Raw genomic sequence first — 14,899 nt, forward strand, 5'->3', positions numbered from 1 at the left:
CTTTTTTACCCTCTGATTACAGGACAAGTTAGACATGTTGGTCCACCTGTTCCTTTTACTGTGATTTCTTCACCTTTATATTCATAAACTGTAGCGCCTGCATCCAATAACTGCTGTTTTGTAGATGGGTTACCTTCAGGAATAACACATACTCTTGGTGCAAGTGCCAAGACATTACAGCCGAGCGTGTCATATTCATCTTTAGGTACTTCAACTAACTGAATCCCTCGTTCAATAAGAAGCTGACGGAAAAATACTGGCATTAAACGAGAATGTACTACTGCCAAATCCTTGTCCACCATACTAATAAAGGACATTAGATGTAAGCATTCCGCTTCACCTAAATCATGAGGAAGCTGTACAACGATAAATTCATCGACAACATCCGCTGTCATTTCCTTAATTTGACGAATGGCTTCATCATTCGTGCGATATCCTCGGCCAACAACAAGTGTACGGTCATCAAGCCAAACAATATCCCCACCATCTGAAACAGCATCGCCTGACAGTTCCCCTATGATAGAAATGCCTTTGCTTTGTAAAAATTCCTTGTATACAGTTGCTTCAGGTTGTCTCAATTTCTTTCCAGATTTCAAAATAATCGCACCGTGTGGCGTGAATTTAACAGGATCATGCGCATAAAGCGAATCTAACCCTACATCATCTGAAGCTGGTAAATAATCAATTTGTTCAACATACTTCTCTAAAATTGCTATAAATTCAGCATATTCTGTAATGGCCTCATTATAGTTTGGTTCTGATAAATAGTTGAAAGTTTTCCATTCATCCGTTAGATGCTCTTGGCTTTTAAAAGCTTCTTTTGGATGTTTGACAATTACGTGTTTTAAAGGTGCATACATGGATGAACAATAATGCATACCTTTCACCCCTTTTCCGTGTAGTGGAAAACGTTTCCGTTAAGAGGAAAGTTTATATAAAAAATATATGCGTTTTATGTTATACTGTCAATATATTTAGAAAAATTTTAATATTAAACAATTTTAAAAGTGCTTACTCATTTGGAATGAACTAGACGTAAACAGAGAATAAAAATACAATATGATTAGAGGAGGTGGGACAAAATGCAGTTATTAGAACGAGCAATGACAATTGCTAAAGTGTTAGCTTCAGAAGCAGCAGAAGGCAGTTTGTCTATTTCAGAGCTATCCACCAAATGCGATTTACCACTAAGTACATTACATAGAATTTTAAAAGCGATGATTGCACAAGGAATGATTGAACAAGACGAGCAAACGAAACACTACCGCCTTGGAACGATATGGATGGAATTAGGCTTACAAGTGTATGATACGATGGACTATATTAGCAAAATTAGACCCGAATTAGAGCGCCTAGCAAGAGAAGTTGAGGAAAGTGTTTATTTAAGCAAGCCTGCGGGGTTAGATACTATTATTATCGAAAGAATTGATAGTGCAGCAAATCCGATTCGAATTTATGATCAACTCGGTATTCGCATCCCAATGCATATAGGAGCAGCCAATAAAGCATTGTTAGCCTCTATACCTACTGTACAAGCTAAGGAAATTATGAATCAACTAGTCCCTATCGAAGAAATGGCTGATTTAGAAGAACAATTAGAACAAATAAGGGAACAAGGCTATGCTATAAGCCACGGTGAACGAACGGCTGGTACTTCCTCAGTCGCTGTAGCTGTTTTTAATGGGTTCGGAGAAATTATAGGTGCTGTTAGTATAGGCTTTGTTAGCTTTAACGTTAGCGACGAACATATCAACTTCCTTATAGAAAGCCTAAAAGAAACAGGAAAACGTGTTTCAACAAAGCTTGGCTACCGCGGGAAGTAATTTAAAATATACACTGTACAATGAATCTAGTGACCATTGTACAGTGTTTTTTTCATAGCAGATTTTTGTCTGTAAAGGTTTTTTTCTTGAAAGGTTATGTGAAAACTGTTGCACTGAATGACTTCGTATGTTAAATTATTATGGTATGTGAAATACCGAACTGAAATAATAATCTTTCAGCATCAACTGTAAGGAGGGAATACAACATGCCAAAACAATGTGTAATCACTGGACGTAAAGCTCGTACTGGTAACAACCGTTCCCACGCTATGAACGCTAGTAAACGTACTTGGGGCGCTAACCTTCAAAAAGTTCGTATCCTAGTTAACGGTACACCAAAACGTGTATGGGTTTCTACTCGTGCTTTAAAATCAGGTAAAATCGAGCGCGTTTAATAACCGCTTCTAAAAAATCGATTTCGCATATAGCGTAAATCGATTTTTTTCTTTCATTATTTAAGGCAGACTACCAACCGCCTTTATATAGCTATGAAAAAAAATCCGACTGGCATCAGTCGGATTTTTTAGCTTCTTTCTTATCTTTTTTAAATAGGTTAATACACGTACGCGTAATGCTACTCACAACTTTCGGCAATTGGAACGTATATACTTTCAGGACTCTCTCCCCCTTACGCTAATCTATGCTTCTTATCATTAAACATATGCCTTGCGTAAAGGATATAGACCCTAAAGTGCCTATTATTTCATTACTTGTAAATCGACTTGAACCTAATGAAATTTCTTCATTCGTCGTTTCATATTTAACATGTCTTAATGTAACCCCTAGAATAGGTTGCTCATGCGCAAAAAAAGACAAATAGCGATAGCGATCATCCGCTTGAATTGTGTGCGTGCCTGGCACCAAAAACTGCAACATATTAGCATGATTAATAATTTTCAACACAAGTAGGGGATGTTCTATCTGTAAACGATAGATCGAACGAACAGCTGCCTCATAGTGATCCAAACGTCCACCTGTAACACCTGTCAACACAATATCGCTAGGGGCATAGGTTAATGCCTTTAATAGCGCTAAATCCGTATCCGTTTCATTCTTTTCTTCTCGGAAACGCTGAGCATCATTTGCATGCTCCATAACATATTGATATTCCTCTTGTGATAATGAGTCAAAATCACCAACAATGGCATGTGGTCTAATTCCTTGCTCAATTAAATACAGCGATCCTCGGTCCGCACCGATAAATATGACATCATTTCGCTTATTATACGGCTCAAAGGAACAAAGCTCCTCTTTCGGACCGCCCGCACAAACGACAACAGTGGTCATCCTTTAATCGCAGCCTCACCAGCAGTTAGAATCTCTTGCAGTGCCGCTGTTCGGTCTTCTTTGCTGTATATCGCTGAGCCTGCTACAAAAATTGTTGCCCCTGCTTTTGCACAAGGAACAATTGTTTCCGCATTAATACCACCATCGATTTCAATCGCAACGTCTAAGTTACGCTCTTTAATAATTGTTGATAACGCTTCAATTTTTGGCACAACAGAATGAATGAACTTTTGACCGCCAAATCCAGGATTCACTGTCATAAATAACACCATATCAATATCCTCTAAAATGTGTTGAATAGATTCAATTGGTGTATGTGGATTTAAAACTACACCTGGCTTTACTCCATAAGAACGAATCAATTGAATTGTACGATGTAAATGGCGACAAGCTTCTACATGTACTGTAATATAGTCTGCTCCCGCTTTAGCAAATTGTTCAATATATTGATCTGGGTTTTCAATCATTAGATGAACATCTAACGGTAAATCCGTTAAAGGACGAATGGCATCCAACACAATTGAGCCAAATGAAATATTCGGAACAAAATGACCGTCCATCACGTCGATATGAATAAGCTTTGCACCTGCTCGTTCTACGTCTTTCACTTCTTCTCCTAGTTTTGCAAAGTTTGCTGCTAAAATTGATGGTGCTATTTGTATCATGATTAATACCTCGGCTTTCGATCCATAATTTCTTGCATAAATTGTTCGTAATGCTTGTAGCGGTACTCACGAATTTCTCCAGTTTCGACTGCTGCCTTAACCGCGCACTTAGGTTCCTTCAAATGCAAGCAGGCTCTGAATTTACAATCCTCAGCAATTCGTGTTATCTCTGGAAAACATGCACCTAACTCTTCTTTTTCAATTTCATCAAAATCAAATGAGCTAAATCCTGGTGTATCCGCCAATAAACCGTCACAAACTTCTATTAACTCAACATGACGAGTCGTATGTTTGCCTCGTCCTAAACTTTGCGAAATAATGCCTGTTTTTAAATTTAAATCAGGGATTAACGTGTTCAGTAATGTTGATTTCCCAACACCAGATTGTCCAGCAAGCACCGAAGTTTTCCCCTTTAAAATTGGCTGAAGTCGATCAACTAGTTCTTCCTCATCTTTATAGGTTTGAAGCACTGTATATCCCATGTTTTCATAATCTTCTATATAGCTCTGTAATTCCTTACGCTCATCGTCTTCTATTAAGTCCATCTTTGTAAGGCAGATGATTGGGTGTACATGAAATGACTCTAAAACGACTAGGAAACGATCGAGTAAAATTGTATTGAAGTTTGGCTCTTTTACAGAAAACACTAAAATGCCTTGATCGATATTGGCAATCGGTGGACGTACAAGTTCATTTTGACGATCAAGTATTTTTTGAATTGTACCATCTGATCCTTCTGTTTCAAGTGTATACTCAACAAAGTCACCGACTAGCGGGGATTCTCCGCGATTGCGAAATACCCCACGTCCTCGACATTGTAAGAGCTCTTCACCATTATAAACATAATAATAGCCACTTAATGCTTTACGAATTTGGCCTTGCGCCATCCAATTCCCCCTTATTTAACGTCATCATAATTAAAGCTTTCTGACTCGATAATTTCCGAGTCACGGATTATTTTATAAGCCGCTTCTTCACCTTCTACGATGACGAGTTGTATTTTGTATTGTCGGTCACTAGTAATAGTAAATTCATCAAAGGTTTTCACCATTGTATGGGTTTTATCTTGAATTTCAATGCGTATAACTTGTTCAGCGCCTTCTTCAGACGGCTCATATGGAATTAAAACATTTTTAATAAATGTCTTCACAGGTTTCTCAGCCGGTCCTTTACTTAAAACAACTGCAATTGTATCGCCTTCCATTAAGCTAGTACCCGGTTTCGGCGTTTGTGAAATGACACTGCCCGCTGCGACGGTATCATTGTAATCCTCTCGAACGGTACGCCATTTCAACCCTACTCGATTTACGTAATCATCCATTTGAGCTTTCGTGTAATTTGCAACACTATCTACTGTAATCATCTTTACGCCTTGGCTTATCGTAAATGTAATCGTTGCATCTTTAGCGATTATCTCAGCACCCTCTGCCGGATCTTGTTCAATAATTTGTCCTTCAGGCTGTTTGGAATGCACATAATTTTTTTGGATTGAAAGTTTATCTTTTAACAATGACTCAACTTGACTAATTTGTTGCCCCGTGTAGTCATCAATTTTAATCGTTTCTACACCTAAACTGACAATTAACCCTACTTCAGTTCCCTTAACTCGCTTTGCACCTTCTGCAGGGTCTGTTTCAATGACTTTGTCTTTTTCAACTTCCTCAGAATTACGCTCTTGTTTTTGTTCTGCTACAACAAAGCCTTCATCTTGTAATTTTTTTGTAGCTTCTTCTACCGTTAAATTAGCAACACTAGGCACCTCAATTTTTTTCGGGCTAAATAAATCTGTTGCAAATAAAAAGAATAGGAACATAGCAATAACGACTACTAATAGCCCCGTCACATATATTGGCCATTTTTTCTTTTGTTTAACAGGCGCCACTTTTTCAACAGGTTTCTTAGTCTTTGCTTCAACTTTCGACTGTGTGATAGGCGCCATCGCTCTTGTTTGCGTTAAATCCTCATCTTTGCGTATTGGCTGTTCCTTTATAATTGGAATGGCTCTTGTAGCGTCATTATCGATAGGAATCGTAAACTTTGGTTCATTAATACGTGTTGATGATAATACCGTATCCAAGTCCTCTTGCATTTCTTCTACGGTCGCATAACGATGGGAAGCATCTTTGGCAGTAGCCTTTAACACCACATTTTCTAGACTTTGCGGAATTGTACCATCAAATGCTCGAACCGATGGTGTCTCTGATTGCAAATGCTTAAGTGCAATGGAAACAGCAGATTCACCCGAAAAAGGCAATTCCCCTGTTAGTAATTCATACAACACAATGCCAAGCGCATAAATATCTGATTTATTTGTTGCTGTTCCACCACGCGCTTGTTCTGGTGATAAATAATGCACAGTCCCTAGCACAGAATTTGTTTGGGTAAATGATGTCGCACTCAGCGTCATAGCTATTCCAAAATCCGTAATTTTCACATTACCATCCGCATCCATTAAAATATTTTGTGGCTTAATGTCACGGTGAATAATATGATTTTCATGGGCATTGGCAATCGCTGACGTTAATTGCTTCATAATATGCACACTTCTGGCAGGAGAAATTGGTGCAAATTCCTGTATGTACTGCTTTAACGTCTTTCCTTGAACATATTCCATCACTATATAATGCAGATCTCCATCATCACCTACATCATAAATACTTACAATATTTGGATGTGTAAGGCTTGTAACTGAAAGTGCCTCACGTTGAAAACGTCGATGTAATTCATCCTCATTGGTAAAATCATAGCGTAATATTTTTATTGCTACATCCCTATTTAATATCATATCATGCGCCAAGTATACATTGGACATGCCTCCGCCACCAATGAGATCTATAATTTTATAACGGTCACTAATTCGTTTTCCTACAAGCATACTTACACCTCCTCATCTTGCCTTGTGAGTAACACGAGGGAGATGTTATCTTCTCCCCCGCTTGCATTGGCTAATTCCACAAGTTTTCGTCCTTTTTCTTCAATTAAATCTGGATAGGTAATGATAGATGCCATTTCATACACTGACAGTTTATTGCTTAAACCGTCAGAGCAAATTAGTAAATACGATTCTGGCGCTAGCTCTACTTCATAAAAGTCTGGCTCAATAGTTTCCTCTGTTCCAACAGCTTTTAAAATGAAATTTTTCTTCGGATGCGTCAACGCTTCCTCTTCGCTAATTTCACCATTTTCAAGTAGAACATTAACGTAAGAATGATCTTTTGTTATTTGTTGTGCGCCATCATCAAAGAAATAATACACGCGACTATCGCCAACATGCGCAATGAAGCAATAATGTCCTTCAATTAACGCGGCAATAAACGTCGTACCCATTCCTTTACAGTCTTCGTGTGATAAAGAATAGTCGAATATATTTTTATTCAATTGCTTAACTGATTGTAGTAACCATTCTTTTTTTGATGTCATAGTTGCAAAATGATGTGTCTCTGCTTGTAAAAAAACGTTCTCCATTTGTTTCATTGCCATATCACTCGCCACATCGCCAGCATTATGTCCACCCATGCCATCCGCTACAAGTGCTAGTGCAAGTCCATCTGGTCGTTTAAAAAATGCAGCTCGATCTTCATTAATTGCTCGTTTTAAACCAATATCACTTTCGACTGTGTATTCCATCACTGGTCACCTCGTTTCTTCAGATCTCTCTTTCGCACGTAATTGTCCGCATGCCGCATCGATATCAGACCCTTGCTCTCTACGGATTGTTACGTTTATACCATTTTTCTTTAAAGTTTTTTCAAAAGCAAAAATTTTACTACGAGATGTACGGATATAATCACGTTCTGGTACGTAGTTTACAGGAATTAAGTTTACGTGGCATTTAATTCCTTTTATTAATGCAGAAAGTTCTTCTGCAACTTCAACTGAATCATTTTCACCTGACATTAAACCATACTCAAAACTTACACGTCGGCCCGTTTTTTTCGTATAGTAACGAACAGCTTCCATTAATTCATCTAATTTGTACGCACGTGCAATCGGCATAAGTTTTTGACGTGCCTCCTGATTTGGTGCGTGCAATGATACAGCAAAGTTAATTTGAAGCTGTTCATCAGCAAATTGATAAATTTTAGGTACAATGCCAGATGTTGATACAGTAATGTGACGTGCCCCAATATTTAAACCTTTTTCATGATTAATAACTTTTAAGAAGCTCATCATGGCATCATAGTTATCGAAAGGCTCACCAATGCCCATAATAACGATATGTGACACACGTTCATTTACCTCATCTAAAGCTTGCTGTACTTTTACAACTTGCTCTACAATTTCACCTGCTAATAAATGGCGCTTCAAGCCACCTAAAGTTGATGCACAAAACGTACAACCAATTCGACAGCCTACCTGTGTAGTTACACATACTGAGTTGCCATATTCATGACGCATTAAAACTGTTTCAATAGAATATCCATCTTGTAGCTGGAATAAAAATTTAATCGTACCATCTTTTGATTCCTGTTTAATGATCGTTGACAATGTTGTTAACGCAAAGCTTGCCTCTAACTTGTCACGTAATGTTTTTGATAGGTTAGACATTTCTTCAAATGTTTTAACACGTTTATTGTATAACCAGTCAAAAATTTGTGCAGCTCGGAATGGTTTTTCCCCATTTTCTTTTAGCCATTCTTCTAATTGATGTGGTTGTAATGAATAAATTGATTCTTTTAAATTCGGTTTTTCTTTTTTCGCTCGTCGAACTGGCTTTTCTTCAGCTTCATCGACTAAGTCGTTAATGCGTTCATTAAATTGCTCTTGATCCACCATTAGTTGGATTCTCCTTTTTTACGAAAGGCTGCGACGAAGAAACCATCACTGCCGAAGTCTTGTGGGAAGACTTGAAGCATGCCATTTGCTTGCTTTTCCGCTAATTTTGTTGGTAAAGATTCTAGTTGTATAGCTTCCATTTCTGGATGCTCTCTTAAAAAGGCATCAACAGTGCCTTCGTTTTCTTGTTTATCGACTGTACATGTACTGTACACAAGCTTGCCTTCATTTTTTAGTACTTTAGTTGCTGCATCGAGTAGTGCCAACTGGATTTTTTGAAGGTTTTCTAAATCTTCTTCACGCTTCGTATATTTAATATCCGGCTTACGACGCATAACACCTAAACCACTACACGGAGCATCGACTAACACCGCGTCGAACGATTCTAGTTGTAAAAACTCTGGAGCCTTACGTCCATCAATCGGAGCTGTTTCTACAATATCAAGTCCTAGACGTTCTGTATTATGGTCGATTAAATCTAATTTATGTGGGTGCAAATCCGTTGCCAAAATGGAACCTTTATTGTCCATTTTTTCTGCCAAATGTGTCGTTTTACCACCTGGTGCTGCACACATATCTAAGACGCGCATTCCTGGAGAAGGATTCAAAACATTTGCAGGAATCATCGAGCTTTCATCCTGAATAGTGATAAGTCCTTCCTGAAATGCCTTTGTACGAGCAGGTTGGCCATTTGTCACATGTAGACATTCGGGCATTAAATCACTTAGCTGTGCAGTTAAACCTTCAGCTTGTAAGCTTTCAATCGCTTGTTCTGTAGTCGCCACCGTCGTATTGACACGAACCGTTTGCACGGGCGGTACGTTATTTTCATGAAGCATTGCTGTAGCTACTTCTACACCATAATTGTTTACAAAGCGTTCTACCAACCATTGTGGATGACTTGTTTCGATAGCAAGACGTTCTATAGGATTTTTTATATCCTCTAAAGATCGTACACCTTGACGCAATATAGAACGTAAAATACCATTGACCGTAGATGCAATTCCTTGGTGTCCACGGCGTTTTGCAATTTCTACCGCTTCGTTCACTGCTGCGTGAGGCGGAATACGCGTTAAATAATGCATTTGATAGAGCGACAAACGCAATAGCCAGCGCACCCAATGATCTAGTTTACCACGAACAAATGGCTCTAAATAATAGTCGAGGGTCATTTTATATTGAAGCGTACCATACGTAATTTCTGTTAAAAGCGCACGATCCTTTGATTCAATCTTATGGCGTTTAATCGTTTCGTGTAAAAGTAAATTACTATACGCTTGGTTTTTATCTACTGCTAATAGGATAGAAAGTGCGGCATCCCGTACATTGCCATCCCAAATTACTACGCTTTTTTTACTCATTTAAACTGGTCCCCGATCTGTAATTTTGAACCTGTACCTCGTAAATAATCCTCTGCCGTCATACGTTTTTTACCCGCTGGCTGAATGTCATATAATGCAAGTGCTGTGCCATTTCCAGCCGCAACCTCAAAATGGTCCTTTGCAATTGCTACGACTGTACCAGGCGTAGCATTATGTTTTGCTTGTCCTACTTGCGCCCACCAAATTTTAAAGTTTCCTTCTTCAAAAGTAGTATAAGCTACTGGCCAAGGATGAAGTCCTCGCACTTGATTGTATAAAGTCGTTGCATCCTTTGTCCAATCAATTCGTTCTTGTTCACGAGATATATTGCTCGCAAATGTCACTTGTGTTTCATCTTGTACAGTACGGCTATTTGTTCTATTTATAATAGAAGGAAGTGTTTCTTTTAATAGGTCACAGCCTACAACACTTAGTTTATCAAATAGGCGACCTGTATGGTCATCTTCTTCGATAGCTATTGCCTTTTGAGATATAATATCGCCTGCATCTAACTTTTCCGCCATATACATAATTGTTACACCCGTCTCTTTTTCACCATCAATAATTGCTTGGTGAATAGGAGCTCCTCCGCGGTATTTCGGTAAAAGTGATGCATGCACATTAATACAGCCTAGTGGTGGCGCATCGAGCAATTCTTTCGGTAAAATTTGTCCAAATGCAGCTGTAATGACGATATCTGGCTGTAATTCAAGTATTTGCTGTAATTCTTCAGAGCCACGTAGCTTTTCAGGTTGAATAACAGGCAAGCCTAATTCCAATGCCGCTGCCTTTACAGGTGGCGGTGTTAGCACTCGCTTACGCCCTACTGGTCGATCTGGTTGTGTAACAACTGCTTTAATATCATAGCCTTCTTTGTGTAGCATACGCAAAATTGGCGCTGAGAAATCAGGTGTTCCCATAAAAATAATCGACGTCATGTTATTCCTCCTCTTCTGCGTACATTTCTTCTAGCTCTTCTTCTGTAAGAATACGTTTAATTTTAGAATCAAATAATATACCATCTAAATGATCAATTTCATGTAAAATTGCTCGCGCTTCAAAGCCTCCCGCCTCAAGCTCATACACACGCCCTTCCCGGTCACACGCTTCAATTTTTACATAGTCAGGACGTTCAACTTCTCCATAAAGACCAGGAAAACTTAAGCAACCTTCGATATCCACTTCTGCACCGTCTGTTTTTATAACAGTAGGATTAATCATTTCTAAAATATCTCTTTCCTCGCCAAGCTCGACAATTGCCACACGTAAACCTACATCTATTTGTGGTGCTGCAATACCAACACCATCATATTCCACCATCGTGTCATATAAATCATCTAGTAATGCTATAATATCTTCATTAATTTCTGTTACTTCAGCACATGGTGTTGATAAAATTTTTGCTGGATGTTCGATCACTTTTTTAATCGCCATTTCTCGTTCCTCATTTCTAATATTTAAGACTTCTCCGCCTTTATTTTTATCTCAGGCAAATAAACTGAACTTGTATCTTATAGCATCCCTATATAGTAGACGGGTCTAAATCTACCGTCATTAATATGCCCTGTTTTATCCATTCTGCTCGATACATTGCAAGTAATCGTTGCAATACAGGTATCAGATTTGGTTCAATTTTATATTTTATCAAACATTGATAGCGATATCTATTTTGGAGACGGCTAATACTTGCAACTGTTGGGCCTATAATAGACACTTGATTTGATAAATTTCCCCGAAGCCAATCCGCGGCTCGCCCGGCATACTCCGCTGCCATCATGACATCTTCATGAGATACTTGTATAAGCGCAACGAAATAGTAAGGTGGATAGCCTGAACGACGGCGTAAAAACATTTCTCGTTCATAAAATGGCTCGTAATCTTGTACTTTAGCTAATTCAATTGCATAATGCTCAGGAGTATAAGTTTGAATGACGACCTCACCTGGTTTATCATGTCGTCCTGCCCTACCACTTACCTGTGTGAGTAACTGGAAAGTCCGTTCCGCTGCACGGTAATCTGGTAGATGCAATGATGTATCGGCACTAAGCACACCAACAAGTGTAATATTAGGAAAATCAAGTCCCTTTGCAATCATTTGCGTACCGAGTAAAATATCGGCTTGCCCCTCACCAAATGCTTGCAAAATCTCTTCATGCGCCCCCTTGTGCTTTGTTGTGTCAACATCCATTCTTAGTACCCTAGCCTCTGGGAATAGCTTATAAATTTCTTCTTCCACTTTTTGCGTTCCTGTCCCAAAATACCGTATATGCTCACTTTGACATTGCGGACAAATTTGTGGTACATGTTCTTCATAACCGCAGTAATGACACTTCAGTTTTTCAGTTGTGCGGTGATAGGTTAGCGAAATATCGCAGTTCGGACATTGTACGACAGTACCACAATCACGACATAGCACAAATGACGAATACCCTCTTCGATTTAAAAATAGCACCATCTGTTCTTGTCGTTCGAGTCGAGTACGTATCCCTTCAATGAGCAGTTCAGAAAACATAGAGCGATTTCCTTTTTGCAGTTCCTCGCGCATATCTGCAACAAATACAGTTGGCATCGCCTGATGCAGTGCACGTTGTTTTAAAGTAAGTAGTGTATAGACACCTTTTTTTGCACGAGCAAACGACTCAAGGGCAGGTGTCGCACTACCTAAAATGACAGGACATTGGTAATATTGGCTACGCCAAATTGCCACATCTCTCGCATGATAGCGTGGGGAATCCTCCTGCTTGTAAGTAGATTCATGTTCCTCATCTAAAATAATGAGCCCTAAATTTGTAAAAGGTGCGAAAATTGCTGACCGCGCACCAACTACTACCCTTACTTTGCCTTGTTGAATTTTCCGCCATTCATCATACTTCTCACCTACAGATAACCCACTATGCATGACCGCAACCATTTCACCAAAGCGACTACGGAAACGTTCTGTCATTTGCGGTGTTAAGGAAATTTCAGGCACTAGCATAATCGCTTCCTTGCCCTCATGTAAAACCTTTTGAATCGCCTGTAAGTAGACTTCTGTTTTACCACTACCTGTTACACCTTGCAATAAAAAGGTTGAAGCGGAATGTGTATCAAGTGAGTGTGCAATGGCGTTTAATGCAACATCCTGCTCGTCCGTTAATTGTAAAGATTGGGTGCGCGCAACTTCGTTTGTAAAAGGATCTCGATACACTTCTTCCTGTATAAAACGCGCAGCTCCTTTGTCAATGACCGCTTGTAATACTGCAGCAGATACATCTTTTTCATCATAAATTTGCTGAGGCGTAAAAATTTCTCCTAGATGCGTAGACATCCATTCAATTAAAGATCGTTGCTTCGCAGCTCTCGATGCCTCTAACATTGCATTTCTTAGCGCTTGTTCGTCTTCTGCTATTTTGACCATACGTACTTCTTTAACATTCCCTTGTTGCTTCACAACATTTTCTATCTTTACAATTTTATCTGCAATCAGTTGTTTTAATAACGGCAATAAGCCTACACGTTCAAACTCCTTAAAGTTTGCCTTTTGACGTTTTCCAAAAATCTGCTGAATTTCTATCGGCAATGTATCTTGCTCAACTTGTAATTTAACAATCTTTTCATACTTTGCCCGAAGTGCTGAAGGTAGCATTACTTGCAAAGCATCAATTTCATAACAAATCGTTTCGTTTTTTAACCACTTTGCCATCAACAGCATTTCTTCTGTGAAAACGGGCTCTATATCTAAAATTTGTGCAATTGGCTTTATTTTGTTTTCAGGGACATCTGTGTCACTTTTTAAACCTACAACAAATCCTAGTACATTTCTTGGTCCAAAAGGTACTTTCACACGACAACCTTTTTCTATAACAGCTATCCATTCTGTAGGAACAGCATAGTCAAATGTGCGATCTACATGGTATGTCGAAACATCCACTATAATCTCAGCATATAAACTCATTGCGCCTCACCTTGTAATACATGCTGCCATAAAACTTTCGCAAACTGTGTCGCGTCCGATACATCCAATACTTCACCATTTACTTTCGCAGTATGACTAAAATCAATCCACTCGTCAGATAAAACTTGTAACATCGGTTCACCATAAACTTTTTGTCCAAATGTCACTGCAGTCGTACCTTCGACAGACAGAATAGGCGCTCTTTCAATAGTTGGTATATGGGCCGCGTGAAGTAAAAATGCATGTGGATATTGTTTTTTTAAGCGCTCAACTTCCGCAATAAGATCATTGGCATTTGAAGCTTCTCCACCAATTAAAATCGCATGTGCTCCAAGTGCTTGTGCTTCATTCACTAACGCCTGTCCAATCCGACCATTCGCCTTTGTACTAATTACATGTTGATCATCCAAAGGGACATACCATGCACCCGCTGTCACAAGCACCTTTTTACCTGCTAATAGCTTAACCTTTGATGAAAAATAATCTTGCACAAGAGCTGTAATATTTTCTGGTTCCTCTAAACGACCTTTGCCAACATAGCCACACGCTAAAAAGCCTTCTGACGGTTCAATAAATTGATAGCCATCTGCCGCTAGCTGTGCCAAGTTGCGTTTTACTGCTGGATGATCATACATATGAACATTCATTGCTGGCGCAAGCCAGACGGGAGCAGTTGTGGCAAGTAAAGTCGTCGTGACCATATCATCAGCAATACCGTTTGCGAGTTTACCAATGACATTTGCAGTTGCAGGCGCAACTAATATTAAATCTGCCCAATCTGCTAAATCTATATGGGCAATCACATTTGAATCCTTTTCATCAAATGTATCGAAATAGACATCATTTTTTGACATGACTTGAAAGCTTAACGGATTGACAAACTGTCGCGCCGATGCTGTCATAATGACCTTTACGTTGGCACCTGCCTGAGATAGCTTACTCACTAGTGCTACAGCTTTATAAACAGCAATACCACCTGATACACAAAGTAAAATATTTTTGTTCATCTACAATGTCGTCCTTTCAAACGATAAGCTCCCAAAGGACAATTCC

The 14,899-nt window shown here is 39.0% G+C and carries 15 protein-coding genes; 2 read left to right on the top strand and 13 right to left on the bottom strand.

Features of this window, described 5'->3' with window-relative positions; all coding sequences use genetic code 11:
- Window positions 1-5: 5 nt before the first annotated feature.
- Window positions 6-878 carry a dimethylarginine dimethylaminohydrolase family protein gene (locus ACIP9G_RS15035; RefSeq protein ID WP_401020422.1) on the bottom strand — a complete coding sequence of 291 codons (873 nt, stop codon included), beginning with the start codon at window positions 876-878 and terminating at the stop codon, window positions 6-8.
- A 204-nt stretch (window positions 879-1,082) separates the two neighbouring features.
- Between ACIP9G_RS15035 and ACIP9G_RS15040 the strand changes: the two genes are divergently transcribed.
- On the top strand, window positions 1,083-1,823 hold the full coding sequence (locus ACIP9G_RS15040; protein ID WP_340825891.1) for an IclR family transcriptional regulator: 741 nt from the start codon (window positions 1,083-1,085) through the stop codon (window positions 1,821-1,823).
- A gap of 206 nt (window positions 1,824-2,029) precedes the next feature.
- Window positions 2,030-2,218: a 50S ribosomal protein L28 gene (gene rpmB / locus ACIP9G_RS15045; RefSeq protein ID WP_340825892.1), complete on the top strand. Its 189-nt coding sequence runs from the start codon at window positions 2,030-2,032 to the stop codon at window positions 2,216-2,218.
- 115 nt (window positions 2,219-2,333) lie between these two features.
- On the opposite strand, the gene spoVM is transcribed toward rpmB, so the two are convergent.
- From spoVM to coaBC, 12 genes are all read right to left on the bottom strand, one after another.
- Window positions 2,334-2,438, bottom strand: a complete 105-nt coding sequence (gene spoVM / locus ACIP9G_RS15050; RefSeq protein WP_401020558.1) for a stage V sporulation protein SpoVM — start codon at window positions 2,436-2,438, stop codon at window positions 2,334-2,336.
- Window positions 2,439-2,456: 18 nt separating this feature from the next.
- The gene (locus ACIP9G_RS15055; protein ID WP_340825893.1) at window positions 2,457-3,110 is read right to left on the bottom strand and encodes a thiamine diphosphokinase; all 654 of its coding nucleotides are present in this window, start codon (window positions 3,108-3,110) and stop codon (window positions 2,457-2,459) included.
- The gene (rpe, locus tag ACIP9G_RS15060; protein ID WP_401020425.1) at window positions 3,107-3,775 is read right to left on the bottom strand and encodes a ribulose-phosphate 3-epimerase; all 669 of its coding nucleotides are present in this window, start codon (window positions 3,773-3,775) and stop codon (window positions 3,107-3,109) included. The genes ACIP9G_RS15055 and rpe overlap by 4 nt, the downstream gene beginning before the upstream one ends.
- 2 nt (window positions 3,776-3,777) lie before the next feature.
- Window positions 3,778-4,662, bottom strand: coding sequence for a ribosome small subunit-dependent GTPase A (rsgA, locus tag ACIP9G_RS15065; RefSeq protein ID WP_340825896.1), 885 nt, complete (start codon window positions 4,660-4,662; stop codon window positions 3,778-3,780).
- Between the two features lie 11 nt (window positions 4,663-4,673).
- Window positions 4,674-6,650 (bottom strand): Stk1 family PASTA domain-containing Ser/Thr kinase, encoded by a 1,977-nt coding sequence (gene pknB, locus ACIP9G_RS15070; protein ID WP_340825897.1) that lies wholly within the window; start codon window positions 6,648-6,650, stop codon window positions 4,674-4,676.
- A gap of 2 nt (window positions 6,651-6,652) precedes the next feature.
- Window positions 6,653-7,402, bottom strand: coding sequence for a Stp1/IreP family PP2C-type Ser/Thr phosphatase (locus tag ACIP9G_RS15075; RefSeq protein ID WP_340825900.1), 750 nt, complete (start codon window positions 7,400-7,402; stop codon window positions 6,653-6,655).
- Window positions 7,403-7,408: 6 nt separating this feature from the next.
- Window positions 7,409-8,551 carry a dual-specificity RNA methyltransferase RlmN gene (rlmN, locus tag ACIP9G_RS15080; RefSeq protein ID WP_340825901.1) on the bottom strand — a complete coding sequence of 381 codons (1,143 nt, stop codon included), beginning with the start codon at window positions 8,549-8,551 and terminating at the stop codon, window positions 7,409-7,411.
- Complete coding sequence (gene rsmB, locus ACIP9G_RS15085; RefSeq protein ID WP_401020428.1) at window positions 8,551-9,912, bottom strand: 16S rRNA (cytosine(967)-C(5))-methyltransferase RsmB; 1,362 nt, start codon at window positions 9,910-9,912, stop codon at window positions 8,551-8,553. Before rsmB ends, rlmN begins: the two co-directional genes overlap by 1 nt.
- On the bottom strand, window positions 9,909-10,850 hold the full coding sequence (fmt, locus tag ACIP9G_RS15090; protein ID WP_340825904.1) for a methionyl-tRNA formyltransferase: 942 nt from the start codon (window positions 10,848-10,850) through the stop codon (window positions 9,909-9,911). Before fmt ends, rsmB begins: the two co-directional genes overlap by 4 nt.
- A gap of 1 nt (window position 10,851) precedes the next feature.
- Complete coding sequence (def, locus tag ACIP9G_RS15095; protein ID WP_340825905.1) at window positions 10,852-11,346, bottom strand: peptide deformylase; 495 nt, start codon at window positions 11,344-11,346, stop codon at window positions 10,852-10,854.
- 88 nt (window positions 11,347-11,434) lie between these two features.
- On the bottom strand, window positions 11,435-13,846 hold the full coding sequence (gene priA, locus ACIP9G_RS15100) for a primosomal protein N' (protein WP_401020431.1): 2,412 nt from the start codon (window positions 13,844-13,846) through the stop codon (window positions 11,435-11,437).
- On the bottom strand, window positions 13,843-14,853 hold the full coding sequence (coaBC, locus tag ACIP9G_RS15105) for a bifunctional phosphopantothenoylcysteine decarboxylase/phosphopantothenate--cysteine ligase CoaBC (RefSeq protein WP_401020433.1): 1,011 nt from the start codon (window positions 14,851-14,853) through the stop codon (window positions 13,843-13,845). The genes priA and coaBC overlap by 4 nt, the downstream gene beginning before the upstream one ends.
- Window positions 14,854-14,899 lie beyond the last annotated feature (46 nt).

It is taken from the genome of Lysinibacillus sp. NPDC093197, assembly GCF_044754025.1.
Classification (GTDB): Bacteria; Bacillota; Bacilli; order Bacillales_A; family Planococcaceae; genus Lysinibacillus.

What these genes read in the sequence shown, in the direction of transcription:
- ACIP9G_RS15055 (WP_340825893.1), bottom strand. Translation starts at nt 3,110, where the DNA reads ATGACCACTGTTGTCGTTTGTGCGGGCGGTCCGAAAGAGGAGCTTTGT.
- rsmB (WP_401020428.1), bottom strand. Translation starts at nt 9,912, where the DNA reads ATGAGTAAAAAAAGCGTAGTAATTTGGGATGGCAATGTACGGGATGCC.
- def (WP_340825905.1), bottom strand. Translation starts at nt 11,346, where the DNA reads ATGGCGATTAAAAAAGTGATCGAACATCCAGCAAAAATTTTATCAACA.
- ACIP9G_RS15035 (WP_401020422.1), bottom strand. Translation starts at nt 878, where the DNA reads ATGCATTATTGTTCATCCATGTATGCACCTTTAAAACACGTAATTGTC.
- ACIP9G_RS15075 (WP_340825900.1), bottom strand. Translation starts at nt 7,402, where the DNA reads ATGGAATACACAGTCGAAAGTGATATTGGTTTAAAACGAGCAATTAAT.
- coaBC (WP_401020433.1), bottom strand. Translation starts at nt 14,853, where the DNA reads ATGAACAAAAATATTTTACTTTGTGTATCAGGTGGTATTGCTGTTTAT.
- rlmN (WP_340825901.1), bottom strand. Translation starts at nt 8,551, where the DNA reads ATGGTGGATCAAGAGCAATTTAATGAACGCATTAACGACTTAGTCGAT.
- rpe (WP_401020425.1), bottom strand. Translation starts at nt 3,775, where the DNA reads ATGATACAAATAGCACCATCAATTTTAGCAGCAAACTTTGCAAAACTA.
- rpmB (WP_340825892.1), top strand. Translation starts at nt 2,030, where the DNA reads ATGCCAAAACAATGTGTAATCACTGGACGTAAAGCTCGTACTGGTAAC.
- rsgA (WP_340825896.1), bottom strand. Translation starts at nt 4,662, where the DNA reads ATGGCGCAAGGCCAAATTCGTAAAGCATTAAGTGGCTATTATTATGTT.
- fmt (WP_340825904.1), bottom strand. Translation starts at nt 10,850, where the DNA reads ATGACGTCGATTATTTTTATGGGAACACCTGATTTCTCAGCGCCAATT.
- pknB (WP_340825897.1), bottom strand. Translation starts at nt 6,650, where the DNA reads ATGCTTGTAGGAAAACGAATTAGTGACCGTTATAAAATTATAGATCTC.
- ACIP9G_RS15040 (WP_340825891.1), top strand. Translation starts at nt 1,083, where the DNA reads ATGCAGTTATTAGAACGAGCAATGACAATTGCTAAAGTGTTAGCTTCA.
- priA (WP_401020431.1), bottom strand. Translation starts at nt 13,846, where the DNA reads ATGAGTTTATATGCTGAGATTATAGTGGATGTTTCGACATACCATGTA.